This window comes from Mycolicibacterium arcueilense (genome assembly GCF_058536225.1).
The window spans coordinates 1-25,317 of record NZ_JBZTYL010000010.1; the positions used below are offsets into that span (position 1 = coordinate 1).

At 65.9% G+C, this 25,317-nt stretch carries 29 protein-coding genes and 1 pseudogene; 14 read left to right on the plus strand and 16 right to left on the minus strand.

From position 1 onward, the window contains the following. The first annotated feature begins 139 nt into the window (after positions 1-139). The 3 genes and pseudogenes from AC4LGL_RS15125 to AC4LGL_RS15135 all read left to right on the plus strand — a co-directional run bounded on the left by AC4LGL_RS15125 (position 140) and on the right by AC4LGL_RS15135 (position 2,218). Positions 140-353, plus strand: a pseudogene (locus AC4LGL_RS15125) (hypothetical protein). Then, positions 317-649: a hypothetical protein gene (locus tag AC4LGL_RS15130; RefSeq protein ID WP_491839471.1), complete on the plus strand. Its 333-nt coding sequence runs from the start codon at positions 317-319 to the stop codon at positions 647-649. Before AC4LGL_RS15125 ends, AC4LGL_RS15130 begins: the two are co-directional and overlap by 37 nt. Positions 650-727: 78 nt before the next feature. Beyond that, positions 728-2,218: a zinc ribbon domain-containing protein gene (locus tag AC4LGL_RS15135; protein ID WP_491839472.1), complete on the plus strand. Its 1,491-nt coding sequence runs from the start codon at positions 728-730 to the stop codon at positions 2,216-2,218. 36 nt (positions 2,219-2,254) lie between these two features. Here AC4LGL_RS15135 and AC4LGL_RS15140 read toward each other — a convergent pair whose 3' ends face one another. Next, the gene (locus tag AC4LGL_RS15140) at positions 2,255-2,815 is read right to left on the minus strand and encodes a PadR family transcriptional regulator (protein WP_491839473.1); all 561 of its coding nucleotides are present in this window, start codon (positions 2,813-2,815) and stop codon (positions 2,255-2,257) included. Positions 2,816-2,917: 102 nt separating this feature from the next. On the opposite strand from AC4LGL_RS15140, the gene AC4LGL_RS15145 reads away from it, so the two are divergent. Further along, positions 2,918-3,334 carry a nuclear transport factor 2 family protein gene (locus AC4LGL_RS15145; protein ID WP_491839474.1) on the plus strand — a complete coding sequence of 139 codons (417 nt, stop codon included), beginning with the start codon at positions 2,918-2,920 and terminating at the stop codon, positions 3,332-3,334. A gap of 37 nt (positions 3,335-3,371) precedes the next feature. Here AC4LGL_RS15145 and AC4LGL_RS15150 read toward each other — a convergent pair whose 3' ends face one another. Then, a complete protein-coding gene (locus tag AC4LGL_RS15150) occupies positions 3,372-5,246 on the minus strand; it encodes a hypothetical protein (RefSeq protein ID WP_491839475.1) in 1,875 nt (624 codons plus the stop codon). A gap of 171 nt (positions 5,247-5,417) precedes the next feature. Between AC4LGL_RS15150 and AC4LGL_RS15155 the strand changes: the two genes are divergently transcribed. Both AC4LGL_RS15155 and AC4LGL_RS15160 read left to right on the plus strand, forming a co-directional pair. After that, the gene (locus AC4LGL_RS15155) at positions 5,418-5,756 is read left to right on the plus strand and encodes an ArsR/SmtB family transcription factor (RefSeq protein WP_491839476.1); all 339 of its coding nucleotides are present in this window, start codon (positions 5,418-5,420) and stop codon (positions 5,754-5,756) included. A 3-nt stretch (positions 5,757-5,759) separates the two neighbouring features. Further along, the gene (locus AC4LGL_RS15160) at positions 5,760-6,245 is read left to right on the plus strand and encodes an SRPBCC family protein (protein ID WP_491839477.1); all 486 of its coding nucleotides are present in this window, start codon (positions 5,760-5,762) and stop codon (positions 6,243-6,245) included. A gap of 33 nt (positions 6,246-6,278) precedes the next feature. Here the strand turns inward: AC4LGL_RS15160 and AC4LGL_RS15165 are convergent, their stop codons facing one another. After that, complete coding sequence (locus AC4LGL_RS15165; RefSeq protein ID WP_491839478.1) at positions 6,279-6,545, minus strand: hypothetical protein; 267 nt, start codon at positions 6,543-6,545, stop codon at positions 6,279-6,281. A 25-nt stretch (positions 6,546-6,570) separates the two neighbouring features. Between AC4LGL_RS15165 and AC4LGL_RS15170 the strand changes: the two genes are divergently transcribed. Continuing rightward, a complete protein-coding gene (locus AC4LGL_RS15170; protein ID WP_491839479.1) occupies positions 6,571-6,792 on the plus strand; it encodes a hypothetical protein in 222 nt (73 codons plus the stop codon). A 10-nt stretch (positions 6,793-6,802) separates the two neighbouring features. Here AC4LGL_RS15170 and AC4LGL_RS15175 read toward each other — a convergent pair whose 3' ends face one another. The 7 genes from AC4LGL_RS15175 to AC4LGL_RS15205 all read right to left on the minus strand — a co-directional run bounded on the left by AC4LGL_RS15175 (position 6,803) and on the right by AC4LGL_RS15205 (position 13,827). Then, positions 6,803-7,435, minus strand: coding sequence for a DUF305 domain-containing protein (locus AC4LGL_RS15175; protein ID WP_491839480.1), 633 nt, complete (start codon positions 7,433-7,435; stop codon positions 6,803-6,805). Next, positions 7,432-8,964 carry an LVIVD repeat-containing protein gene (locus AC4LGL_RS15180; RefSeq protein ID WP_491839481.1) on the minus strand — a complete coding sequence of 511 codons (1,533 nt, stop codon included), beginning with the start codon at positions 8,962-8,964 and terminating at the stop codon, positions 7,432-7,434. Before AC4LGL_RS15180 ends, AC4LGL_RS15175 begins: the two co-directional genes overlap by 4 nt. A gap of 103 nt (positions 8,965-9,067) precedes the next feature. After that, complete coding sequence (locus tag AC4LGL_RS15185) at positions 9,068-9,853, minus strand: MHYT domain-containing protein (protein ID WP_491839482.1); 786 nt, start codon at positions 9,851-9,853, stop codon at positions 9,068-9,070. Between the two features lie 42 nt (positions 9,854-9,895). Further along, complete coding sequence (locus tag AC4LGL_RS15190; protein ID WP_491839483.1) at positions 9,896-10,480, minus strand: GTP-binding protein; 585 nt, start codon at positions 10,478-10,480, stop codon at positions 9,896-9,898. Then, entirely contained in the window at positions 10,461-10,838 is a 378-nt protein-coding gene (locus tag AC4LGL_RS15195; RefSeq protein ID WP_110776968.1) for a DUF742 domain-containing protein, read from the minus strand. Before AC4LGL_RS15195 ends, AC4LGL_RS15190 begins: the two co-directional genes overlap by 20 nt. Next, positions 10,835-11,290 carry a roadblock/LC7 domain-containing protein gene (locus tag AC4LGL_RS15200; protein WP_491839484.1) on the minus strand — a complete coding sequence of 152 codons (456 nt, stop codon included), beginning with the start codon at positions 11,288-11,290 and terminating at the stop codon, positions 10,835-10,837. Before AC4LGL_RS15200 ends, AC4LGL_RS15195 begins: the two co-directional genes overlap by 4 nt. Next, complete coding sequence (locus tag AC4LGL_RS15205; protein WP_491839485.1) at positions 11,287-13,827, minus strand: sensor histidine kinase; 2,541 nt, start codon at positions 13,825-13,827, stop codon at positions 11,287-11,289. The genes AC4LGL_RS15200 and AC4LGL_RS15205 overlap by 4 nt, the downstream gene beginning before the upstream one ends. Before the next feature lie 941 nt (positions 13,828-14,768). On the opposite strand from AC4LGL_RS15205, the gene AC4LGL_RS15210 reads away from it, so the two are divergent. Beyond that, the gene (locus AC4LGL_RS15210; RefSeq protein WP_491839486.1) at positions 14,769-15,035 is read left to right on the plus strand and encodes a hypothetical protein; all 267 of its coding nucleotides are present in this window, start codon (positions 14,769-14,771) and stop codon (positions 15,033-15,035) included. A 231-nt stretch (positions 15,036-15,266) separates the two neighbouring features. Continuing rightward, a complete protein-coding gene (locus AC4LGL_RS15215; RefSeq protein ID WP_491839487.1) occupies positions 15,267-16,076 on the plus strand; it encodes a L,D-transpeptidase in 810 nt (269 codons plus the stop codon). 153 nt (positions 16,077-16,229) lie between these two features. Here AC4LGL_RS15215 and AC4LGL_RS15220 read toward each other — a convergent pair whose 3' ends face one another. After that, positions 16,230-16,706 carry a hypothetical protein gene (locus tag AC4LGL_RS15220; protein WP_491839488.1) on the minus strand — a complete coding sequence of 159 codons (477 nt, stop codon included), beginning with the start codon at positions 16,704-16,706 and terminating at the stop codon, positions 16,230-16,232. A 231-nt stretch (positions 16,707-16,937) separates the two neighbouring features. Beyond that, positions 16,938-17,606: a DUF732 domain-containing protein gene (locus tag AC4LGL_RS15225; protein WP_491839489.1), complete on the minus strand. Its 669-nt coding sequence runs from the start codon at positions 17,604-17,606 to the stop codon at positions 16,938-16,940. A 342-nt stretch (positions 17,607-17,948) separates the two neighbouring features. Between AC4LGL_RS15225 and AC4LGL_RS15230 the strand changes: the two genes are divergently transcribed. Next, a complete protein-coding gene (locus AC4LGL_RS15230) occupies positions 17,949-18,788 on the plus strand; it encodes an SDR family oxidoreductase (protein ID WP_491839490.1) in 840 nt (279 codons plus the stop codon). Here the strand turns inward: AC4LGL_RS15230 and AC4LGL_RS15235 are convergent, their stop codons facing one another. Beyond that, complete coding sequence (locus AC4LGL_RS15235; RefSeq protein ID WP_491839491.1) at positions 18,789-19,640, minus strand: class I SAM-dependent methyltransferase; 852 nt, start codon at positions 19,638-19,640, stop codon at positions 18,789-18,791. A gap of 155 nt (positions 19,641-19,795) precedes the next feature. Between AC4LGL_RS15235 and AC4LGL_RS15240 the strand changes: the two genes are divergently transcribed. Further along, positions 19,796-20,941: a glycoside hydrolase 5 family protein gene (locus tag AC4LGL_RS15240; protein WP_491839694.1), complete on the plus strand. Its 1,146-nt coding sequence runs from the start codon at positions 19,796-19,798 to the stop codon at positions 20,939-20,941. 14 nt (positions 20,942-20,955) lie between these two features. Then, positions 20,956-21,414, plus strand: a complete 459-nt coding sequence (locus AC4LGL_RS15245; RefSeq protein ID WP_491839492.1) for a hypothetical protein — start codon at positions 20,956-20,958, stop codon at positions 21,412-21,414. An 8-nt stretch (positions 21,415-21,422) separates the two neighbouring features. Here the strand turns inward: AC4LGL_RS15245 and AC4LGL_RS15250 are convergent, their stop codons facing one another. Beyond that, on the minus strand, positions 21,423-22,457 hold the full coding sequence (locus AC4LGL_RS15250) for an alpha/beta fold hydrolase (RefSeq protein ID WP_491839493.1): 1,035 nt from the start codon (positions 22,455-22,457) through the stop codon (positions 21,423-21,425). A gap of 112 nt (positions 22,458-22,569) precedes the next feature. Here AC4LGL_RS15250 and AC4LGL_RS15255 point away from each other — a divergent pair, with 112 nt between their 5' ends. Beyond that, positions 22,570-23,463 (plus strand): LysR family transcriptional regulator, encoded by an 894-nt coding sequence (locus tag AC4LGL_RS15255; protein ID WP_491839494.1) that lies wholly within the window; start codon positions 22,570-22,572, stop codon positions 23,461-23,463. Here AC4LGL_RS15255 and AC4LGL_RS15260 read toward each other — a convergent pair. Beyond that, positions 23,460-23,813 (minus strand): VOC family protein, encoded by a 354-nt coding sequence (locus AC4LGL_RS15260; RefSeq protein WP_055119019.1) that lies wholly within the window; start codon positions 23,811-23,813, stop codon positions 23,460-23,462. The genes AC4LGL_RS15255 and AC4LGL_RS15260 overlap by 4 nt on opposite strands. Positions 23,814-23,944: 131 nt before the next feature. On the opposite strand from AC4LGL_RS15260, the gene AC4LGL_RS15265 reads away from it, so the two are divergent. Further along, entirely contained in the window at positions 23,945-24,724 is a 780-nt protein-coding gene (locus AC4LGL_RS15265) for an SDR family NAD(P)-dependent oxidoreductase (RefSeq protein ID WP_491839495.1), read from the plus strand. Here the strand turns inward: AC4LGL_RS15265 and AC4LGL_RS15270 are convergent. Then, positions 24,689-25,312 (minus strand): TetR/AcrR family transcriptional regulator, encoded by a 624-nt coding sequence (locus AC4LGL_RS15270; RefSeq protein WP_491839496.1) that lies wholly within the window; start codon positions 25,310-25,312, stop codon positions 24,689-24,691. The two genes, AC4LGL_RS15265 and AC4LGL_RS15270, sit on opposite strands and share 36 nt — an antisense overlap. Positions 25,313-25,317 lie beyond the last annotated feature (5 nt).

Sequence of the window (25,317 nt, forward strand, 5' to 3'; positions counted from 1 at the left end):
GCTCGGCAATCAGCTTCACCCGATCAGACCACTACCGGTCGTAGGCTCGCTGATCAGTTCCCATTAGGCGTACAGCAGGCAGCGCTCGACGAGAATCTGCCTACCCGAAAATGTCCGTATGGGCAGTTAAGGTTCGCCCATGTCCGGCCCCGGTAACCCCGAGCTTGTGTCTGCCTACGCTGCCCAGTTCAACCGGCACGTTCTCGGTGGGCACGCAGTGGCCTCACCGTTGGGGTTGTGGCTGTTGTTGGCACTGGTGGGGCCCGCCACGCACGGAACTGCCCGCCGCGATCTGGAGGCTGTGCTCGGCACGACCGTGGATGACGCCGCTGGGCGGGCGGGCGCCCTGTTGAGTGACCCGCACCCGGCGGTGTCCGCGCTCGCGGCGGTGTGGGATCGCAAGCTCGGCCCGGCGTTCGCGAACGCACCTGGGTTGTCGGTGGTGGCTGTTATCAAGGAGGTCACAGCCGGGGTGAACGACTCTCGGCCGAAGCCGACGGTGTTTTTGAAGGAGGACTCGTTGGGGACGCTGGTGGCCGATGCTGCTACCGAGGATGAGGCAGATCTGCTCGACGATTTCGTGGTGCCTTGTCGGTTTCGCCGCGGCAGTACGGGTTGCGGTCGGCGCGAGGCTGGACCGATGCGGTGATCGCAGCGCTCGATCTCGACCCGAAACTTGCCGCGGGAAGCGGGTAAACCGCAGATGATCGCTGCGCATCGTCACACTGTGGCCGCCAATAGGGCGAAGGTGGCGGGGTTGCGGGCGTTGTTCCCGCAGTTTCGGTATGCGATGGGGCATCTGGCCTCGCTGTCACACCGGGAACTGCTCGTCGGGGAACAGCTCGTTCGCTGGCGGGCGATGCCCAGAGAGCACTTGTCGTTCGAGACGAGGTTGTCGGCGCGGCAGTTGAAGTCGGCCCAGAACATGGTGCATGCCAGCCTGTCCGGTTGGCTGGTGCGAGTGCAGGACCAGGTCCGAGGCCTGATCACCGGTTCGACACTGGCCGAGCACGACAAAACGGTGCTGTACCGGATCAACGCCCGCAAAGCCTGGTGGGCGCCCCGGTTGGAGTTGCCATGGGTCCACGACGGTGAGCACTTGGTGCCGATCGAACACGATCGGGTCGCCAAGACATGCGATGTGGTGTGGATGGCAGTTGACCCGCACTTCTTGAAGCTGGCGCGGCGCCTAGCCAAACACGCACAGACGAAGATCGGCTTCCCGAATCTGTCGCGGATGAACACCCTGATCTTGGATGGGATCGTCGCAAAAGCCGAGCCGGCCCGGACCGCTACACAACAGGGACGCGTCGGGTATTGGGTGAAAGTCGCGACCCTGGTTCGTGGGAAACCCCTTCAGGTGCCACTGCACACCAACCCGAGGTTCACGCGCGAACTCGACACCGCACGAGCCCGGGGCGGGAAGCTGTGCGCGGCGATCCAATTGCACCGCACCGAACATGGTGTGGAGGTGTCACTGATCACCGAGGAGCCCGACACCCCGCTGCGCACCACCGGCACGGTGATCGGCCTCGACTTCGGGTTCTCCTCAGCACTGTTGGCCACCAGTCAGGGACAGTTGTTGGGTCGGGCGATGCTGGCACGGCTTCGCGAACTCGACGCGATGCTCGAACCGCTGGCCGCCGATCTGCAGCGCCGCGGTATCGCGCTCAAAACCGATGCGGTATACCGCAAGCTGCAGCAGCGGATACGTGATTTCGTGACCAACGAGATCGGACGCCTGCTCAACCGGTTGGCCGACGCCGACATTCGGGAACTGGTGGTCGAGCGTCTGGATTTCCGCGGCGGCGGCCTGTCTCGACGCATGAACCGGTTGTGCACCCGCACCGGCCGCCGCGTCTTGAAAGCCCGGTTGCAGCGATTGACCGAACGCCGCGGGATCACTGTCACCCAGGTGCCGGCGCCCTATTCCAGCCGGCAATGCAGCGGCTGCGGCTACGTGCACAACACCAACCGCAAAACCCAGTCACGGTTCGTGTGTGGATTTTGCGGCAAGAAGCTTCACGCGGACGTGAACGCGTCCAGGACCGTGGCGTCGAGACGTTCTCGACCACTACCGCACGGCACTGGTCCACGCTCGCGGGAGAACACCCGCCGACTGCTCGACAGCGACCACCGCCACCGGTGGAACCTGCCGGCACTAGGCGCGGTCCACGGCATCACAGGTGCCCGCGGACGCAGCTCAACCGCTGCGTGACCTAACACCATGAACTGCCATGGAATTAGGAACTGTTCAGTGCCTGGGTCGTCGCTGTTCGATGACGGCCAGCGCCCGGCTCGCCCACTCGATGTTCTCTTCCTCGAACCGGATGCCGCGCAGCAGCGTCAGGTAGGGGCCGATGCGGTCGGCCTCGGCCAGGTAGGCGTCTTCGGTACGTCCGGCCAGGAGGTGGTCCTGGCCGCACCGGTACCGCGCGAGCTTGGCGGTAGCCCATTCCAGGCGTTCGGCGAGCGCGGAGCGGACGGCCTCGATGTTGCCCGAGTCCACGGCCTGGATCTGTACCAGGAGATCCTCCCGGATTGCCCCGGGTTTGGGCGGCACCTCGGTGAACTCGAGCAAGGCCTTGCGACCCGCGTCGGTCAGTGAATACAGGCGCTTGTTGGGCCGCCGGTCCTGTTCGACGAGCCGCGCTTCGATCAGACCCTCGGCGGACATGCGGTCCAGTTCGCGGTAGAGCTGCTGGGGCGTTGCCATCCAGAAGTTGGCGACTGACGCGTCGAACCCTTTGGCCAGGTCATAGCCCGACGCCTCGCCGTCGAGCAGCGTGGCCAGGATCGCGTCGCGTAACGCCATGAGCCGATGCTAGCAGCAATGCGAATAATCAAAATGTTGACTATACGAATGGCGCGCGCCTACCATCGCCGCTAGTCGATGAATGGGTTGAGGAGGTGTCATATGCATCCGTTCCGGGAGGCAGTCGAGGCACGTGACGAGGCTGCAATGGAGGCATTGCTGGCCGACAACGTGGTGTTCACCAGTCCGGTGGCGTTCAAGCCGTATCCGGGCAAGCCGATCACTGCGGCGATCCTGCGCGGAGTCATGCGGGTGTTCGAGGACTTCCGCTACATCCGCGAGATCGCCGACACCGACGGCCGTGACCACGCACTGGTCTTCGAGGCCACGGTGGACGGCAAGAAGATCACCGGGTGCGATTTCCTGCATGTCGACGACGAAGGCAAGATCGACGACTTCATGGTGATGGTCCGGCCCCTGTCGGGAGCCACCGCACTGTCCGAGGCGATGGCTGCGCAATTCGAACAGATCAAAGCCGAAGCGGCAGAACAGATTCAGCGAGAGTCCGCCACTGCTTGATCAGCGGCTCGCCGCTGTCGCTTGATCAGCGGCCTGCTCACGGCCTGATCAGCGTCCCCGCATCCGACGCCGCCTTCTTCAGTTCCGGAATCGTCATGTCGGCGTAGTCGGCGTTCACCGGTCCCGACGCGTTGCCCAGCCACGGCACCACGCCGGGGTCGGGGTTGACGCCCAGGTGGTAGGCCTGGATGCCGGGCAGGTGGTACTGGAGGAAGTTCACCAGGATGTCGGCGACGAAGATCGCGGCGCCGATCGGTCCGGTGCTCAGCAGCGCGGCCGAGTTCATCAGCGGGATCGCGGCGTCGGGATCGCCGATCATCACGATCGATCCGTAGTGCGGCTTGCTGCCTCCACCCGGCACGTACTCCGGCATGAACGGCTGCAGTCCGGGCAGGTCGGTGGAGAAGTAGGCCGCGGTGTCGCCGTAGGTCAGCACGTTGACGAACCCGGAGTCGGCGCCGTTGCCCGGCACCGTGGTGTTGAGGCCGGGGCTCTCGAAACCGACGCCGCCGACGCCCGTCTGCTGCGCGACGTAGGCCGCTTCCCATCCGCCGAGTGAGTGCCCGGTGACGAAGATGTCTTCCTTGCGGTAGCCCTGCGCGATCGCGGCGGCCTCCACCTGCTGCTCGAAGGCCACCGAGTCGAGGAACGCCTGGGGCGGGGTATCGGTGAAGATCACCTGCGTATCGGCGATCACCTGAGAAATCGCGATCAGCGGGTTGTGCAGCAGGTTCGTGCCACCCGTCGTGCCCTGGTAGGCGATGATGATCTGGCCTTCCGGCGTCACCCACGCCTTGCCGGACATACCGGTCAGCACGTTGGTCGATTGCATCTGCTTGCCGTTGACCACGAACGGTTTCAGGTCGCCCGGAGTGCCGCCCCACACGTACGCGGCGGTCGCGGCGTTGAGGAACTGCGACACCGTCGGCGTCTTGCCGGTGGTGGGCCCGTCATACGTCATCGTGGGCGGCACCGGTTGCGCGGCAGGCGTTTTGGTCAGACCCAGCTGGCCTTCGATCTCGCGGAACGCCGCGAAGAGGACATTGTTGATCGGCGCGAAGTCGATCGGGCTCTTCGGGCCGTTCGCGGACACGGTGATGTCCAGTACCTGCAGCACCGTGTTGACGATGCGTCCGGGCAGCTCGGCGATCTTCGCGATCGGCGACAGCGGCTCGGGCGGTTTCGGCGTGGTCTCGGTCGTGCTGGTGACCGCGGCGACCTTGGCGTTCGGCTGGATCGTCTTCGCGGCGGTGTCGGGGGCGGTCCGGACGATTGCGGTGAGATCCGGCAGCGTGGCCTTGATCGCCGGAGCCTGAGCGGGTGCCTGAGACAGTGCCGGAGCCTGCGTCCGTGACGGCGTGGCGTCCGTGATCGCGGACGACGTGATCGCGGCCAGGCGTTTCGTGGTGGCTCGTGGCGAGAAGTCTGACTTGGCCGGCTGTGTGCCGTCGGGCCGGACCGGAGCGGTGGGCCTGATGTCGCGGAGCTTCCCGCGGACGAAGTCGGCAATCGACTCCTGCTGCGGCGCCGATGAATTCGCTTTGGGGGTGGAGGGGGACCGTACGGCGGAGGTGTCGTCGTCATCGTCCGGCGAGGTCGACGAGGACGACGAGGACGACGCGGGGGACATGGCGCCGGCCGCCGGGGTCTTCGGCGAGGACGGAGATGACTTGCCCGGTCGGTTACCGCGACGGTCGGCCGGCTTCTTGGGGCCGTGCCCGGTTCCCGCACTCGAATGGCTCGACGACTGGCCCGATGAGCCGGATGACCCGGAGGCGCCGGGGTCCGCCCACGCCACGGTGTGTCCGCTGGTGCCTGCGATCCCGACGCCGATCCCGACGGCTATGACGGACAGGCCGTACCGCAGCGGCAGGCGTTTGGCGGTTTTCGGGCAGCGTGAACCGTGCGCCATTATCGATGTCCCCCTTGACATTCCCCGACCTAGTTCGCATCCGCCGGTGACGGGAATGCCGGCCGCCGCGAACACATGCCGGCTCAATATATATGACAACGTGTGATGCCAGTCACGAATTCTGAACGAATCGCTTGACAACGTACAACCAATCGGTTGTATATTTGGGAGGTGACCGAGCACGATGAGGACCGGGCAGACGCCCTGTTCCACGCGCTCGCCGATCGGACCAGGCGGGACATCATGCGCCGGGTCCTGGCCGGAGAGCACTCGGTCTCGGTGCTTGCGGCGAAGTACGACATGAGCTTCGCGGCAGTGCAGAAGCACGTCGCCGTGCTGGAGAAGGCCGGGCTGATCACCAAGCGGCGCAACGGTCGTGAGCAGCTGGCCAGCGGTGACGTGGAGGCAGTGCGGTCGGTGGCGTCCATGTTGACTGAGCTGGAACAGGTTTGGCGTGGCCGCATCGCACGTATCGATGAATTGATCGCATCCGATCCCAAGGAGGACTGACCCATGCCCGTGACCGACGTCCAACACGACCTGGACAAATTGACACTGACCATCACCGCCGACTTCGCGGCGCCGGTGCAGCGCATCTGGCAGGTGTACGCCGACCCGCGGCAGCTGGAGAAGGTGTGGGGCCCGCCGACCTACCCGGCCACCGTGGTCGACCACAGCCTCACACCCGGCGGCCGTGTCACCTATTTCATGACCGGTCCGGAGGGCGACAAGCACGCGGGCTACTGGGAGATCACCGCCGTCGACGAGCCGACGAGTTTCTCCTTCGACGACGGATTCGCCGACCAGGATTTCAACCCGAATCCCGAGATGCCCGTCTCGAAGAACGTCTACACCTTTACCGAGCACAACGGCGGCACCCGAGCCGTCTACGTGAGCACCTACGGGTCCGCCGAAGGGCTTCAGCAGGTCCTGGACATGGGTGTGGTCGAGGGCGCTTCGTCGGCGATCAACCAGATCGATGAGCTGATCGCATCCTGACCGACTGAGTGGGGAATCGGGCCCGGTGGGGAATCACTTGTCGCGATAAGCGATCCGGGTCCACCCCGGCGTCGTAATCTCAGGTATGCGTCCGTTCAGGGATCTCGCCGCAGTAACCGTCAGTGTCGTGTCGGCGGCGGCGGTGGTGGCCGCGGGATGCACGACGACCGCAGGAACCCCGGTGGCGAAAACCACCAGCGATGTGGCGTCCGAGAGCTCCTCGAGCGAACCGGCTCGTACGACGACCGAGTCGCCCAAGGCGGCCGAGCCCACCGGGGCGCCGGTCGGTACCGCGGTCATGAAGGTCCTCGGTGGATCCGCCCCCGTGACGATCCGTTACCGCATCAACGGCGGTGCCGAGCAGACTGAATCGAACGTGACGCTGCCGTGGGAAAAGCAGTACTCCGTTTATGAAGAGGTGGAATCAGAGGTAGCCGCCGATGGCGGAAGTGCCACGCTCACTTGCACCATCACGATGGACGGCGACAAACTGGTGTCGTTCAAGACCGAGGTGAAGCCCGTCTGCAACTTCTCCTACTGGGGTTAGCGCTTCCGAATCACGGATACGGCAGCGGTGTGGCATCCCGCGTCTTCATCAGGTGTTCCATGAGCTGGATCTCCTGCGTCTGCTCGGTGACCATGGCCAGGGCAGTACGCCGGATCGTCTCGTTGGAGCCATCGCGGGTCTCGTCGAAGGCCATCTCGGCGCCACCCTGGTGGTGGCGGGTCATCAATTGGAGAAACAACGCTTCGTTGGCGTGGCCGGTGGCGCGCTGAAGGCGGGCCAATTCTTCGGGGGACGCCATCCCCATCTGCATGCCGGTGGGCTGTCCGGTGTCGTGGTGGTGGGACATGCCGTGTTCGGTGTCCTCGGTGGGCACCGTGGGGTTCAGGGGCTGATCCGCCAGCTGCAACCAGCCGACCATGGTGCCGACCTCCGCCTGCTGCTGAAGTCTGATCTGGTCTGCGAGCGTGCGTATTTCGGGTGCGGCGTCTGCACTGAGCAGGTCGCAGATGGTGATCGCCTGCTGATGGTGGGTCATCATCATCTGCGCGAAACTCACGTCGGCCTCTGACATCAGTGGCGGCGGGCTGCCATGCCGGTGGGATTCGGCGAACGCGCCGAGGAACGCGGCGGCGGCGATGACTACGGTGGCGCCGAATATGCGGGCGGGTATGGAAGCGCTCATCGTGGCGGGTAGACGGTCGGGTCCAGCTCCAGGGTCATGAACCCGTTGTCCGAACACGTGACGTAGAGCAGGTTTCCCCGGAACTCCGGCGGTGACATGCACCAGTCTGCGGAGAAATCGGCCGGCTGGCCCCAGCCCGGACGGTTGCCCAGCACGATGTCGGAAAGCTGGATCTTCCCGTCGAGGGCAGCCCGTCCCACCCCGAATATTCCGGTGAGTGGTGGGGTCGCGAGAACCGAAAGATTGTAGACGTGAATAGAATTGGGCAGGTCTTCGTACTTCTTGTCAGACTGTGCCGGTGGGTTGAAGTAGGCGAGCTCCGTGATGTGCTCGGGGTCTCGGACGTCGAACACCCGGATACCTGACTGGATCCATCCGCAGGCCAGAGCCGTCGGATCGTCTTGCCGGTCCACCGAACAGTAGTGCGAGTCGTAGGCGAACACCCCGTTGAATCCACCGCTGCTCGTCCAGTTGTCCATGTTCTCGGGCAGATTGATCTCGAGTTTGATGATATTGCGGAGCTTGAGGTCGGTGGGGTCGGAGACGTCGAACAGTTTGACGCCCCCGGAACCGAGTTCGTCGATGGTGAAGATGTGCGGTACGCCGCGGTAGGTGACGTAGACACTGTGCTGGGCCTCCTGCCCGTCCACCCAGGCTTTGTGGCTGTGGGCCGGAAGCAGTTGGTGCATGGTGAAATCGGGTGCCACCCGGTCCTGCACCGCCGAGGTGTCGAGCACGGTCAATCCGCTGAATTGCGACATGTACATGGTCCGCCCGTCCGGTGCGAAGCCCATGCCGTGCGAGGCCCAACCGACCGGCGCACTCCACACCACATGCGGAGCAGTCGGATCGGTGATGTCCACCGCGCTGTTCCAGATGATGCCTCCGGCCCAGTAGGTGTTGCCGTCGGGCGAGAAGTTGCCCTCGTGGGTCAGCATCGGGATCCGTACGCCGGGAAGGGAACCGGCACCCTCGTTGAGCAACCGGGGGTGTCGACAATCCTGCGAGATGTCGTAGATGGAGATGTAGCCGCCCCCGAACAACAGGGGAACACCGGTTCCGACCAGCAACCCCCGGCCCGCGTGTACCTTCAGGGACTCCCAGGTTCCGCCGACCATCGCCGGCTCGGTGAGCAGATCGGCCTGGACCGGGTGGGCAGGATCGGACGCGTCGATCACCTGCACGCCATTGGTGTAGGGCCAGGTCGACCCGACGTAGGTGCAGTTCTTGTATGAAGTACTCGTGATGCCGGCGCCCGTGCCCTGGTGCTGACCCACCAGGTCGATGTTGCAGTTGTAGCCCTGCGCGCTGCGGTGGTTCTCGCGGTCTGCGACCGGTACCTCGCCCTGCAATCCGGTCTCGACCCGGTCGCCCGGTCGGCATTGTGCCTTGTCGACCGCGGTCGGCCAGATGTCGAATCGCGTGTCGTATCCCGGCGGAAGTCCGGCGTGGGCCGCAGGGGACGGCCCCAGTCCTGCGATGGCCACGAGAAGCGCGACGCATACCGCGCGGAGGAGGTTGTCCAGCATCGACCGCATCATGGCATTGCGGAGGGACGCTGCGGACGAAAACTGTCAGATTCTGACAGCTTTTACAGTTAGGCGGCGAACTGTTACGCCCGTGGGTGACGGTCTACCGGTGCCGACCGGATGTCGCTGCCACCGGGCGTGACTCGGATTCGGCGTTCTCGGCGTTGCGATCCGGCGCCAGCATGACGGCGGTGATCGGCACACCGAGTGCGAGCAGGCCGATCACGAAGACCGGGAACAGGAACGAGAACACTTCGGGCCCACCGGGAACCGGCATCATGTGATCGACATTCACCCGCACCGCGGCCATGCCCGTGTAGTGCATGCCGACCACGGCCACGCCCATCACCAGGCCGGCCACGAATCGCAGACCGCGTGATTTCAGGACCAGGGTGAACCACAGCGCTGCGGTGGCGGCGACGACGGCGATCACGAAGGAGAGGACGACAAGGGTGGTGTCGTAGGTCATGGTGCCCTGCATCTGTACCGCCCACATGCCGGTGTAGTGCATCACCGCGACCGCCAGGCCGGTGATCACGCCGCCGGCCAGCAGCCGGCGCAGATCGAATTCGCGGCCGATGGTGATCAGCCCGACGAAGACCGCGGCGATCGCGATCACGGCCGAGGCGATCGTCCAGCCGAGGTGGTAGCGAACCGAGCTGTTGGGGATCGCGAAGCCGAGCATCGCGATGAAGTGCATGAGCCAGATACCAACGCCGCCAATGGCGATCGAGGCCATGAGCAGCCAGCGGAGGCGGTCCCGCCCGCTGGTTGCCCTGGCACCGCAGCGGGTGCAGGCGAGGCCGACGACCGAGCCGGTCACCGAGACGATGTACGCCAGGAACAGCAGCCAGAGGCCCATGTCGAAGTGATGTACTTGGTGGTTCATGACGTGGTTTCCTCGAGACTGTGAGACTGGCGGACGGTGGATCTAGAAAGCTGACGAGGGAAGTCGTTCCAGCGCGAACGAGGTGATGGCGATCAACGCGTTCTTCGCCGAATCACGTTGCCGGGCATCGACATTGATGATCGGAACGTTCGGCGACACGGACATCGCCTCGCGTAGCTCTTCGATGCTGTGGGTCGGGGAATCGTCGAACTCGTTGACGGCGATCAGGAACGGCAGGCTGCGGGCCTCGAAGAAGTCGACGGCCGCGAAGCTGTCTTCGAGCCTGCGGGTGTCCACGAGCACCACGGCGCCGATCGCGCCGTGGACGAGGTCGTCCCACATGAACCAGAACCGGCGTTGCCCCGGGGTGCCGAAAAGGTAGAGCACGAGGTCGTCGGCGATGGTGATCCGGCCGAAATCCATGGCAACCGTGGTGGTTTCCTTGCCGGGAATCGCTTCGAGGTCGTCGTGGCCCTGCGACGCGTTCGTGACGAGGGCCTCGGTGCGCAACGGCACGATCTCCGACACGGCGCCGACGAACGTGGTCTTGCCGACGCCGAAGCCGCCGGCAATCACGATCTTCGTCGAAGACACCGTGGAGCCGGAGTCAGAGTGCGCGTAAGCCACTGAGGGTCCTTTCGATCAGTAGGCGCCGTTCTGCAACGGTCGAGCGGTCGGTCAGGGTGGCGTGAACTCGGAGGTGGCCGCTGTCCACCAGGTCGCTCACCAGTACCCGGGCCACTCCGATCGGCAGACCGGCGTGAGCCGAGATCTCGGCGATCGACGGTCGGCTGCTGCACAGCCGGACGATGACGGCGGGGATATCGCCTGGCGCGCAGTCGAGTTCACCGGAGGGCAGCAGGGCCTCCACCGGAGCTTCGATCGGGATCTCGACCCGGGCGCGGGTCCGCCCGCCGGTGAGGGTGTACGGCCGGGCGCGGCTGGCGGTCTGCTTCTGCTCGGGTCTGTCCATGCTGAGCGTCATCGAGCTCCATGGTTGGCGCGCGGGGTCGCCTCCACCGTCTTGCCGACCCGGTCGACGAGCAGGGCCATCTCGTAGCCGACCTGTCCGATGTCGCACGAGATCGACGCCAAGGTAGCGAGGTACGAACCGTTGCCGACGCCCATCAACAACAGGAAACCGTCGTCCATCTCGACGATCGACTGGCGCACGTTGCCGGCCTCGAACAGCCGGGCGGCACCGGTGGACAGGCTCGCCAAACCCGATGTCACGGCGGCCAATTGCTCCGCACGGTCAGCCGGAAGGTGGGAGTTCGAGGCCATCAGCAGCCCGTCGGCCGACACCAGGATCGCATGTGACACGCCGGGCACGTCGCGGACGAAGTTGGACACGAACCAGTCGAGGGTGCCGGAGGTCCCTGACGGCGTTGCAGCAGAGCCCGCGGACCGATCCTGTGGTTGCGTGCCGGTGTTCATCGATCTCCTTCGATTCGGCTGTGTGCTGCGTCGGTTTCGGCTCGGCCCCTGCGAACGCCGGCCAGTTGTCGGCTCAGGATGTCGCGGATCGCCGCGGGGTCCTTGCCCCCGTTGGCCTTGGCCTGGGGTTCCGATCTTGCCTCATCGGGCACCAGGCGCGCTCCGCGTTCGCGGATCGGCAGTCCGGATGCGGTGTGCCGCTTCGGTTCCTGCTCGACAGCCTTTGCTGCAGCCGCCCAGCCGGCGTCGGCGGAGCTGGACCAGACCCGGTTGCGGGATTCGGGCGCGGTGGGATCCATCAGCCACTCCGAGGCCATCCGCTCGAAGATCGGCGAGCTCTCGGACTCAACATCCAGCCACGTGGACTCGGTGGCGGGTGTGGGTGCAGCGTCGGCGGGCTCGGCGGTGGCCGGGGCCGATGTTCCAGAGGTGAAGTAGGACAGCGGGTTGCCGCGCTGTGGCCGGTCGGGTTCCTCGGGTGTTGCCGGAGACGCCGGGGCGGGGGCGGTCAGTGCAGTCACGGGAGCGGGGGTGCCGTTGACGCCGCTGGCACCGGGCGAGCGTTTCGGCAGCCCGTTGACGGTGGCCCGGGCCGGGGTGTCGGATCCTCGCTCCGACGGCAGTGACGCTGCCGTCGAGCCGTTGGCCTCGGCGAGCGTGCCGCCTGCAGCACCCGTCAGCGCATTCCGTCCTTCGTCGGCGGGCAGCGGCCGCGACCCGGTAAACGAGCCGTTGCGCAGATCGTCGAGCGACTCGCCCACCCCGATGGGCGAGATCAGCGTGCCAGGGAGGTGCACACTTGCCGTCACGCCGGGCCGATCGGTCAACGCCGAGGTGGTACGCAGGCGCACCGTGGCTTCATGACGTCCCGCCAGCCGGCCGACCACGAAAAGTCCCATCCGCTTGGCGGTTTCGGAGGTCACCTCACCACCGAGCGCGAGCCGTTCGTTCGCGGCGGTCAAGTCGTCCTTCGACATGCCGAGTCCGCGGTCGGCCACCTCGACCAGCAGGCCGGCGTCGACCGCGCGTCCGACGGTGACCAACACGGGCGCGTCGGGCGGCGAGTAGCGCAGTGCGTTGTCGAGCAGCTCGGCGATCAGGTGGCCGATATCGCCGGCGGCTGAGCCGGCGATCGAGACGTCGGCCAGGTGTCCGACCTGAACCCGGCGGTACTCCTCGACCTCGGACATGGCGGCGCGCAGCATGTCGGGCAGCGCGACAGGCGCGGACACCCGATGGCGCTCCACGGTGTCGGCGAGGACGAGAAGGTTGTCCCCGTTGCGGCGCATACGCGTCGCAAGGTGGTCGAGGCGGAAGAGATGATCCAGCCGGACCGGATCCTCCTCGTCGAGTTCGAGTGTCTCGATGAGGGCCAGTTGCTCTTCGACGAGTGAGCGGCTTCGGCGGGACAGGGTTTCGAACATGTCGCCGATCTGCAGGCGGACACCGTGCTCGCCGGCCAGCCGGACGGCTTGGGAGTGGATGTCGTCGATCGCTCGCGCGAGCTGTCCGACCTCTTCATTGGTGCGGAACGGCAGCGGCTCGATCTCCGGTATGCCACCGCCCTTGCTGAGCCGTTCGATTTCTTCGGGTAGCTCGACCTGCGCAACCTGCAGCGCGCCCTGGCGCAGGCGGCCGATCGACCGGATGAGCGAGCGGCCGACGGCGAGCGCGAAGACGAGGGCGGCGAGCACCGCGCCGAGGATGATCGCGGTGTCACGCAGCGCATCGGACCGGAGGGCGTTGGCGCGATGGTGCAACGTGCCGTCGAGGTCGGCGGACAGGTCCTGCGTCATCGCGCGGTAGCCCTCGACGCTGGCCCGCATCGCGTCGGTGAACGCGGGTGCGTGCACGCTGTCGTCCGACGGCCGGGTGTAGGTGGCGCGACGGACGTCGGATTCCTTGGACAGCGCCGTGGCCTCGTCGGTGGTGGTCAGCCGGTTGAGCCGATCGATCGCGGCCGCTTCCGCTCCTGCCGCGTCCGAGACCTCGCTGCGCAGCTCATCGGAATCGGCGAAGTCGGGTGCGGCGATCAGAATCCGCTGTGCCGTCAGTGCGCGTTGCGCCGCGAGGGCGTCGACGAGTTGGTCCGCGAGCGGGCGCACGGTCCGGTCGTCCACGGTGGCGGTGGTCGCTGCGATCGCGGAGACGACGCCGGAGGCGACGTTCTGCGCCCGCTCGGCGATCACCCGCTGGGGCAGTGGCCCGGATTTGAGGTCGTCGCGCAACGTCCTGGCGGTGGAGGACGCGGTCGTCAGTTCGGTGGCGACGGTCGAGTCGAAGTCGGCGGACTTGATCAGGGTGTTGAGCGCCTTGGCGCTCTCGTCGAATTGTGCGAGCGGCTCGTCGATCGGTGCACCGGAGGTGGCGGCGTATGCCAGTCCGTCGATCCGGTCGACCAGTTCCACCGCAGGCACCACGATCACGGCGTTGTCCGACGCGAGGTTGAGCCGCGATGCGGCCGACAGTTCGTTGTAGATACGTACCGCGCCGAAGGTCGCCGCGAGCATGATCGGCAGCACCAGTGTCGCTGCCACTTTCCACCGCAGCGGCCAGCTCTCGATCGATGCGCGAGAAGCCCGAGTCACGGTCGGACGCGCATGTTCTCCGACGCTCGGATCATGTGCATCCACAGCCGTACCACCCTTCACCGAGCTAATTGACGTTCTAGAAGGGCAGCTCGGCCACGGGACAGGTTAAATGATTGGTAACGATTGTGCATCGACGGGGCTAACCGCGGCGCGTTCGCTGGCGTGCTTCCTTATTTTGTGAGCGCCCCTACATGCACGTTTCTTGCGAATGTAAGAAAGTGGGTCGATTCTTGTGGGCGCTCCTGACGGGCAGGCGGCGCGAGGCGGAGAATCCGGTAGCTGGAACCCGCGACGGCGACGACGGAACACCCTGAGAAACCACACAACGCGTCCCGGTTCGACCGGTGGGGCGGGTCGCGATCGGCACTCGACGGTCCGCTGTATATACGGCAAACCAGCGGCCGGTTACCCGGTGGGCCGTCGCGTAACTTGGGTGAAGCTCTCAGGGAGGCGCGCGCCGTTTCTTTGGACTCTTCGGAGTTCTGTGAGTGACGGCTCGGATCGGGACGGGACCGCGACACTCGACGGATTCCGCTGCGGGAGGGTGACGCGCGATCATCACCCTTCGGCGGGTTGTCACCGATCCGGCGTCGGGGCAGGCTGGTGTTCTTCGAGGTTGGCGTGCTGCGGTCCCGCGACCGGCTGGGGACGTGCCGCGGTTATTGCGTCACCGTGACGCACTTCGACTTGCCCAAGCAGTCACAGCAAACAAAGTCAAATTCAGGAATGTGAATTACGTCTCTGTTCAAGCTCTTTGGATGTGTAAAAGAGGTTTAAGAGGGATCCTTAAGGAGTCCACGGCCAGCTCGATGCACCGTCTCAGCTTGGCCGAGCACGCTTGGCACTGAGTATGAAGTGTCGTGAAGCTCCGCTGGAGGTCATTGAACATGGCGACAAAAGCTGCCGGCTCGACGGTCATCGAGCTGGCGACGCACCCACTGTGGTGTTCGTCGCAGCGGTACGCCCGTGAACTCGCCGCGGCCAAGCGCAGGCATCCGTCGTCCTATCGGCTTGACGAAGAGGACGACGCGCCCGACGTGGAATCTCAGCGTCCGTCGCAGTCCGGCCTGCGGACCAACGCTCTCGTGACCCCTCTGGCGTGCGCTCGGGTTCTCACTTTGCACGCCGTCCGCGACGAGGCCGTCGCGGACTGACGTTTTCGAAGATCTACGCGGGGTCACAGTGCGCGCAGCGCCCCGCCGTCCACCGCGATGGTGGAGTCGGTTCTGTCGGCCGTCCGCCCTCCGCCGCGGGATCGGCGCCGTAGCCGAAACGTGACGAACGCTTGACCGAATTGTCTACGTGTGACTACACATTCGGGCTGTCCGCGAGCCATACCATGACATCGTTCAAGATCATGGGGGCATCGCAGAGAGATCGGGTTGATGCGCGCGGTAGTTCAGGGTGTTCTCGTTCTGGTCGTGGTCGTCATGACCTATTTCTCCGGCGGTACGAACAGCGTCGACACGGCGGCGGTGAGCCTTCCGCTGACGTCGACCATCGAATCGATCGCGCCGGCCGAGGGTGCCGTCGTCGGTGTGGGGCATCCGGTGGTGGTCACATTCAAGAACCCGGTCACCAACCGCCCGGTCGTCGAACGTGCCCTCGGGCTCAAGTCGACACCGACTCGTGCGGGCACCTACGAGTGGCTCGACGCCAATGTCGTGTCGTGGAAGCCGGCCGAGTTCTGGCCGGCGCACAGCACCGTGATGTTGTCGGTCGCGGGCATGCGGACCGAGTTCCAAACCGGCCCAGCCGTTATCGGTGTCGCGGATATCTCCGAGCACACCTTCACGGTGACCATCGACGGGATCGGTGAAGACCCGCCGATCGATCTTCCTGCGCCGCACCACCTACCGCACGCCGGCGAGGCGGGGGTGCTGCTGGCCTCCCTGGGACGTCCGGAATATCCGACCCCGGTGGGCACCTACACCGTTCTGGGGAAAGACCGCACGGTGAAGATGGACTCCAGCAGTGTCGGCATCCCCGTCGATGCTCCGGACGGCTACCTCCTTGACGTGGACTACGCGGTCCGCTTCACCCAGCGTGGTCTGTTCGTGCATTCGGCGCCGTGGGCCGTGCCGTCGATGGGGCTGGACAACACGAGCCACGGTTGCATCAGCCTGATCCCGGCGGCCGCCGAGTGGTACTTCAACACGGTCCACATCGGCGACCCGGTGATCGTCCAGGAGTAGCGAAACCCGCTGCAAGGCAGGACAAGGCAGCTCGCGGCTGAGTAGAACCAAGCGCAGACTTCCGAGGACACACGAACGTAGACACGCAAACGAAGACACAGAAAAGGCGCCTGGCTCACGAGCCAGGCGCCTTTTCTGGCGCTAGGGGATGGGTTAGTCGGCGGGACCGGGCAGGGTGGGCGTCCCGGCGACCGGGCCGCCCCCGGGCGAAACGGTCGGCACACCCTTTCCGGTCCCTGCGGCGACGGCCACCGGAGCGGCGGCGATCGGTGCGGCGGCGGGGACGACGGGAGCGGCGGGTACCACCGGCACCGGTGGTGGCGCCAGCGGCACAGGCGGAACGATGGGTGGCGGGGGTGCCAGGGGGACCGGCGGAACTACCGGCGGCGGCGCCAGAGGTACCGGAGGAACGGCTGCAGGTGCGGCAGCGGGAACCACCCCCGCGGCTTCCACCGCCGGCGCGGCGCATGGTGCACCGGCCGCGGCGGCCCCGTCGACGCATTTATATCCGCCGGTCTTGAGTGGTAACGCTGTCGCATGCGGGCTCAGCGCCATCGCGGCCGCCACTGCGGTCAGGCAAAACCCAGCGCCGATAGCAGTTTTGACGGTGATGTTGGCAAAGGTGGTCATCACGAGCGACTCCCTTTTTCGTGCGGATAAATTACATCGATGAAAATTGTGTCGAGCGCAACCGTAGAGCTGGCCGAAATCGGTGTCCAGACAAGTTCTCAGATGGTTGCGGGGTTGACACGTGAGTGAGCCGTACTCGTGACCGCATCGTTTCCAACCGCCCGCGTCCGTCATGATAAGGAGGGTCATCGACGGTGCGAAGTCCCCGTCGGGGCGCGATTTTCGCAAACATCACTGGCCGAGCTGCATCAGAATCCCTTTGGCCACAAGCTGTTCGAAGCTGTAGCTGAATTCACCACGGCGCCCGACCGAAAGGACGTAGCGGTCCTGACCTTCGGTCAGCGGCACGGTGAACGTGAAAGTGCAGTTGGCGGTACCGCTTTTGCCGGGTCCCAGGGTGGTGGTGGCCAGCACGTCGCCCTTGCCGTTCTTGACGGTGACGGGGGTGCCAGCATTGACGTCGGCATATCCGTTCGCTCCCTGGCATTTTGCGCCGTCGGAGACGATGCCCTCGGCGCCAGAATTGTCGGTGAGTACGAAGTTGCCGGTGACATTTGCCTTTTCGAGGATGTGAAAGCCCTTCGAGAAAAGCGGACAGAAGGTGTCAACCGCGATCTTGTCGGCGAGCAGGCCCTGCTGGGGATCGCCGTCTTCCAGATGACGGCAGACCTGGCGACCGTGAGCAACGGCGTTGGCGTCGGAATTGAACTGATCGCTGAGCCCGGCGTCCTTCAGGGCGTTGAGGTACCCGGCTTCCGGCGAAGGTGGTGGCCTGCGCCCGGCCACCAGCAGCACCCAGACCACGGCGGCGGCCATCACGATGACCGCCGCCGCGGCCGTGGTCCCCAGCCAGGTCGCCCTGATACCTGACGTCTTCAGTTCGAGGTAGTCCGGCAGCATCCGCCCGCCATCCGGATCGCTCGATGCGGCTCTGCCGTCGCGTACCCGATTCGTCGGATGCCCGGTGACGAAGTAGCGGCCCTCGTGGCGCGCGGTGGGGTCCGGGCGCCACCCGGTCGGTGCGGACGAATGGATCTGCCCGCACCGGCTGCAGGTGTCGGCGTCATCGAGCGGAGATCCGCAGTACGGGCAGGTCATCACTACCCGTTATATGCCGGTCGGACCGTTCGCACAGCGGGCCGACACATATTCGGGCTGGAAACCCTCAGCTCTGAACGCTGCTGAGCAGTCGCACCAACCCCGCCGCGACGGGGCCGCTTACCGGCCATTACCGTGCTAGCCATGACACGGGTGACGGTGATCACAGGCGGCGCAGGTGGAATGGGGTTTGCCACGGCCAAGGTTGTCGGCCGCGACCAGACAGTGGTGTTGTGCGATGTCCGGCAGGACCGCCTCGACGCCGCCGCGACTGCCCTGGGAGACCTGGGGATCGCCGCCAGGATCGTCAACGCGGACGTCACGGACCGGGCTGCCGTCGACCGGCTGTTGGTGACCGCCGCCGGGCTCGGCACCGTCAGTGCCGTCATCCATGCGGCCGGGGTGAGCCCCAGCATGGGCGACGCCGAGTACGTGATGAGAACCAACGCGCTGGGCACGCTGCATGTGAACGAAGCGTTTTTCGCGACCGCGGCCGAGGGGGCGGCGATCGTCAACGTGGCGTCGATGGCGGCACATCTGCTGCCCGAGGAAGTCATTCCCGCGCAGCACTTCCCCCTGGCGCTGCAGGACCAGGACCAGTTCCTCACCGAAATGCTGGCGGCGTGCGGCATGGCTCCGGAAGACATGCGCTCCGGTTTCTCCTATGCCATCAGCAAGGCCTTCGTGAAGTGGTACAGCTCGTCGCAGGCCGAGCGGTTCAACGGCCGTGGCATCCGGATCGTCTCCGTCTCCCCGGGGTCCATCGATACCGAGATGGGTCGGCTGGAGGAGCAGGCGGGCGCGGGCGCGATGGTGGCCGACGCGGCGGTACCGCGCTGGGGCAAGGCCGAGGAGATGGCTGATCTGCTGGCCTACTGCGCCAGTGAGCGGGCGGGTTACCTCACCGGTACGGACATCCTCAACGACGGCGGTGTCGTCGCTTCGATGCGGGAACGCGCCCGGCTGGCCGCTGCGGGCAGCTAGTCAGCCGAACTCCAGCAGCGTGTAGGCCCCGCGAATCTGGCGCGTGGGCTTGAACTGCCAGAACGCCGGAAAAGCGGTGCGGAAGAACCACCCACGCCCGCGCGGCATCGGCAGATCGTGCACGGCTTTGATTCCCGGCACCGTGTGCGCGAGGTCGGCCAATTGGGCCGGGCTCAGGCTGAACGGCATCGGTGGCACGCGGTAGTGCCGTGAGGACCGCATGCCCTTGGGCGCGAACTTCTTCACCAGCACGGGTGGTAGGTCGAAGATCATCTGACCGCCGGGAAAACGCTTGGCGCACTCCGTGATCAGGCCGAGCGCTTCCTCGGGCTGCAGGTACATCAGCAACCCCTCCGCCGTGATGAACACCCCGTCGGTGGCATCGACGTCGTCCATCCAGCTGTAGTCCAGCGCCGACTGTGCCCGCACGGTGATGCGGTCGGACGCGGGCAACAGCCGCTCGCGCAGCCCGATGATGGGCGGGAAATCGACGGTGAGCCAACGGAACCGGGCACCCGGCAGCGCCGCATCGAGTCGCCAGAAACTCGTCTGCAGACCTTCGGCCAGCGCCACCACCGTGGCCGACGGGTGCTCGGTCAGGTAACCACGGGCGGCCTTGTCGAAGGCCAGCGAGCGCAGCGCCATCTCCTGGCCCGTCCGGCGGCCGAATTTCGCGAAGTCGTAGGCGATGGAATCGGCCAGTTGGACGGCCATGGCATCATCGATGATGGGGTGGGGATGGCGGGCCTGGGTGGCCCGGCCGTTCAGGGTCAGCAGTGCGGTTTCCGAAACGCCGGTCAGGGCGCTGGCCTCGGCCTTCTTGGGGACCTTCTCGTCGTCTGCGTGCTCCACCTGAGCAACGCTACCGGCGGATGCGGAGTCGACAACTCACCGTGGAGTTGGGATCCCTTGTGGTGGGTACTCGTCGAGCGTCACGGTGTCGTACAGGAGATTGCCATTTGATTCGTAAAGTCATGCAGGTCAACAGGAAAGACGACGGCGCCGGTTTGGGCCGTCGTGCCGCGTTCAAGCTGTCTCTGCTGATCACCGCAGGTCTGTCGGTGGCCAGGTCGCCGTCGGCCAACGCGCAGATCGACGGCCACGGAGCCCGCTGGTCACCGGAGCGGGCGCACCGCTGGTACGCCGAACAGGGGTGGCTGGTCGGAGCCAACTTCATCCCGTCGAACGCGGGCAATCAGTTGGAGATGTTTCAGCCGGACACCTATGACCCGCAGCAGATCGACAACGAGTTGCGGATCGCCCGGCTGGCCGGGTTCAACACGGTGCGGGTTTTCCTGCACGACCAGCTGTGGGCACAGGGACATCTGGGCTTTCAGAACCGACTCGCCCAGTTCGTTGCTCTCGCGTCCAGTCACGGCATCAAACCGCTGTTCGTACTGTTCGACTCCTGCTGGGACCCGTTTCCCCGACTGGGGCATCAGCGCCGCCCCCGGCCCGGGATCCACAACTCGGTCTGGGTGCAGGGCCCGGGTGCACAGCACCTGGACGATCACCGCTACCGGCGACTGCTGCGCGAGTACGTCGTCGGCGTGATCAGCCAGTTCCGTCGTGACGAGCGGGTGCTGGGGTGGGACCTGTGGAACGAGCCGGACAATCCCGCGGCCAACTACCGCGAGGTGGAACGCCAGGACAAGGTCGCCCTGATCGAGGAGCTGCTCCCGCAGGTCTTCGGCTGGGCCCGCTCGGTCAACCCCGTCCAACCTTTGACCAGCGGCGTGTGGGACGGTCCGTGGGCTGACCCGTTGGCGCGCAGCCGGATGGCGACGCTGCAGCTCGACCTCTCCGACGTGGTGACCTTCCACAGCTACGACCATCCGGAAGGGTTCGAGGCCCGCATCGGTGAGCTGGCGCCGATGGGACGTCCGATTCTGTGCACCGAGTACCTGGCGCGGGGAGAGGGCAGCACCATCGAGGGCGTACTGCCGATCGCCAAACGACACAACGTCGGTGCGTACAACTGGGGCCTGGTCGCGGGTAAGACGCAGACCTATCTGCCGTGGGACTCCTGGGACAGGCCGTACAAGTCGCCGCCGCGGGTGTGGTTCCATGACTTGTTCCATGCTGATGGCCGGCCCTACCGCGACGGTGAGATCCGCACGATCCGGAAGCTGACCGGACGGCCGTATCCCTGACGACGGGACTGTCCATGACAGGTGGGAAGCGCACCGCGCTGCTGCTGTGGTTGTTCACCGTGACGCTGTTGTTCACGGCCTGCTCGACTCCGGTCGCCACGACCCCGAGGGACGGCGGCCAGGTGTCCGCGGCGACGGCCGCCGGGTTCGGTGATGTGGCTCTACCCGCGGGAGTCGACGTGCTGGGCGTGGATTCGGAATCGGGCATCGACACCCGCTACCGGCTGGCGTTGCGGATGAATGCCGCCCAATTGCGGGAGTTGTTGTCGCAGTTCCAAGAGCAACCCCAGGCTTCGGAGCTTCCCCGCACCACGCCCGTGATCGGCGGGCCACCGTTGTCGGCCGCGCCGAATCCGCTGTATGCCCAGGACCGGGTCACCACCAAGGCCGGGCGGACGGTCTACCGGGATGTCATCGTCGACGAGCGATCACCGGATGAGGTCTACGTGCATCTTGCGATCTTCACCACCTAGCAGTGACTTCAGCGTCCACCCATCCGGCTGACGTCGGCGATGGCGGCGACGAACTGTTCCGGCGCTTCCTGGGGGACGTTGTGTCCGATGCCGTTCAGGATTCGGTGTTCGTAGGGCCCGGTGTAGAGCGAGCGGTAGCCGGCCCCGTCCTTGGCCGCGCCGTCGAAGTCGGACCCGATCGTGATGGTCGGCACGGTGACCGGGGGCTTGCCGGCCAACCGGGCTTCGTCGGCGTCGTAGCGCGCTTCGCCGGGAGCCAGGCTGAGCCGCCACCGGTAGTTGTGCACCACGATCGCGACGTGGTCGGGATTGTCGAACGCGGCGGCGGACAGATCGTAGGTGGCGTCGTCGAAGTGCCACAGCGGTGAGGCCTTGGTCCAGATCAGCCGGTTGAACTCCTTGGTGTTCTCGCGGTAGCCGAGTTCACCGCGCGGGGTCGCGAAGTAGTACTGGTACCACCACCCCAGCTCGGCGTCGGGCGCCAGCGGCTTGAGGTTGGCGGCCAGGTTGACCGTGATGTAGCCGCTGACGGCGACGAGTCCCGCACAGCGCTGCGGCCACAGTGCGGCAACGTTGTTGGCGGTGCGCCCGCCCCAGTCGTATCCGCCGAGCACGGCCTTGGGGATGTTCAGCGCGTCCATCAGCGCGATGACGTCCTGCGCGAGAGCGGCCTGCTGGCCGTTGCGGATGGTGTCCGTCGAGCGGAACCGGGTCGAGCCGAAGCCGCGCAGATGGGGCACGATCACGCGGAAGCCCTGCTCGGCGAGCAGCGCCGAGGCGTCGGCGTAGCTGTGGATGTCGTAGGGCCAGCCGTGCAGCAGGATCACCGGGAGACCGTCAGCCGGACCGGCCTCCGTGTAGCCCACGTTGAGGTCACCGGCGTCGATCTGCTTGACCGGGTTCATGGGGTGTGACGGTTTCGACGGGGCGCCGGCTGGGGCAGTCGGGGCGGGAGTGGACGACGTGCCGCAGGCCGCCAATGTGGCCGCGCCGGCAGCGGCCGCCGTGAGGAAGCCGAAATTTCTTCTGCTCAAACCGTTCACCGTTGCTGCTCCTTCTCGCGGGCTCGTCGGTATTCATCTCACCCTCGCCTGGCCATCAAGTCCAACGATTGAATCTGATGACCCCTATCGACTGGATAGATAGGCTGACACGGTGGAGTTACGTCAGATCGAACACTTCATTGCGGTGGCCGGTGAGATGAGCTTCACCCGAGCCGCCGAACGCGCGCACGTCGTGCAGTCGGCGTTGTCGACGTCGATCGCGAAATTGGAACGTGAACTCGGGGTGGCATTGTTCGACCGGTCGCGGCAGCGGATCAGTCTGACCGCCGCGGGGGAGGCCTTCTCGGCTCATGCCCACGAGGTTCTGCACGCAGCCAGGGCAGCGGCTGAATCCGCCGCCCAGTTTCGTGGATCACTCATGGGCACAGTCGAATTCGGTTCGCTCATTTCCTATGGGCCGGTAGACGTCGCCCGCGCCCTCGGCGATTTTCACCGGGCCCACCCGCATGTCCGGCTGCGGTTGAGGCTGAGCCAGTCCGGCGCGTCGGCCTATCTTGCCGCGCTGCTCGAGGGCTCGCTGGACCTGGCGCTGGTGTCGCTGCCCAACCGCTTCCCGGCGCAGCTCGACTTGAAGCTGCTGTTCGAGGAGCCGATGGTCTTCGTCTGCCGTGACGACCATGAGCTGGCGCGCCGTCGCCGCCTCGATCTCGGTGACCTGGCCGGTGAGGATCTCGTCGGTTTCCCGCCCGAATTCGGGCTGCGGCGCCTGATGGACGAGGCGTTCCACCGCGCCGGTGTGCAACCCCAGACGCAGTACGAGGTGCCCGCCGGATTCGCCGCGATCGCCGAACTCGTCGGCAATGGTCTCGGCACGTCCTTCATGCCCGTGTCCGAGGCGCGGCGCTTCGGTGATCTGCGAGCTGTGGCATTGCGGGACCCGGCGGTATGGCAGGTCTATCTTGCCGCACCGCCGGCCGAGCGCATGACGCCCGCCGCAGCACTTCTGGCCGAAACCCTGCTCGCCGCTGCGGCTTCGGCGGGCTAGCGGTTCAGAGGGCTGTAGAAGACCAGGCCGTTGCCCTTGTTGTCGTAGACCACGGCCCGACGCTCGTGGGCATCGTCGTACGGGTGCTTGATGATTCCGCCGCCGCTGGCTTCGATGGCCTTGGCCGCGCCGTCGACGTCGGCGGTCTTGATCCCGACGACGACCTGACCGGGGATCGGGTGGTCCACCGACGTGGCGAGGGCGAGGGTGAGCGATCCACCGTCGAGCGCGGCGAAGTGTGCGCCATCGCGGAACTTCAGTGGCATTCCCAGGGTCTCGCTGTAGAAGCGGATCGACTCATCCAGGTCGTCGGTCGACAGGATGATCATCCGTACGTCGTGGTCGCTCATCAGTGCCCTCCTATGGCTGAACGCTTCCAGGTTATGGTGCGCGGCCCCGCCGGAACAGCCCTCAAGTCTCTACTGGTATAGAGACTTGAACACTTTTGTCCGGAGCGCCGAACCCTCAGGAGACACCGACGATGACGCTGCAATTCGATCTGTCGGGCCGACGCGTGCTGATCACCGGTGCCGGACAGGGAGTCGGCCGGGGCCTGGCCGATGCCTTCGCGGCCGCCGGCGCCACCGTGCTGGTCAACGACCTCCGGGGCGACCGGGCCGAGGCGGTGGTCGCAGAGCTGCAGGAAGCGGGCGGTGACGCGCTGGCGGTGCCGTTCGACGTCACCGACTATCGAACGGTCACCGAGGCGATCGAAGAGGCCGGTCCGGTCGATGTACTGGTGAACAACGCGGGTAATGCCGGGGCCGAGGGATTCGCCGCTCGGATGCCGTTCGCGGAAACCTCACCTGCAGACTGGGACCCGTTCCTGCAGGTGAATCTGTATGGCGTGCTGAATTGCACGCGGGCTGTGCTGCCGGCGATGGTGGAGCGGCAGTGGGGCCGGGTCGTGACGATCGTCTCGGATGCGGGCCGGACGGGGGACGCCGGCGGCGCGGTCTATGCGGCCGCCAAGGCCGGTGCCGCGGGCTTGACGCGGTCGATCGCGCTGGAGAACGGCCGCTACGGCGTCACCGCCAACAACATCGCGCTGGGCACCATGCGAACCCCGCTCACCGAACCGCTGTGGGCCGAGATGGCCGATTCCCCACAGGCCAAGGCGATCCTGTCGCGCTACCCGATCCGCAGGCCCGGGCTGCCCGAGGACGTGGCCTATCTGACGGTGCTGCTGGCCAGCGACCACGGCTCGTGGATCACCGGCCAGACGCTACCGGTCAACGGCGGCTACTCCTTCGCGATGTGAGGCGGCCGGAGCGGCGGCGACGATCGCGGCGATGATGTCGTGGAGTTCCTCGTCGGAGTTGATGGTGCGGTCGCCGCGGGCCAGGGCCAGCATCAGACCGCTGATGAAAGTCAGCAGCACATAAGCTTTTTCGTCGATCAGACCCGGGTCTGTGTCGGCCGGGCAGAGCGCCACCACAACGTTGCGGTGTAGTTCGAAGAACCGCTGCTGGTTGTGGCTGAACGCCTCGGCCAGACTGGCGTCGCGGCTCGAGGGCATGACCAGCTCGTAACGGGCCTTGCTCCGGACCAGACGCGCACCGGTACTCGACCGGATGACCAGCCGCGCCAGACCGCGTACATCACCGTGCGCACCGGAACCTGTGGCCGCGGTCAGATCGGCCAGGTCCAGATCGGCGATGCGGTTGGCCGCCGCTCGCATCAAGGCCGCGCTGGTGCGGAAGTAGAACGACGTGGTGCCGTCCGGTACCCCGGCTTTGCGGTCAACCTTCAGATGGGTGACGCCTTTGACGCCCTCGCGGGCCAGCAGAGTGATTGCCGCGTCGCACAATTCGCGTCGGCGTTGATCGGGATTCTGTTTTCCCCCCACGCCAC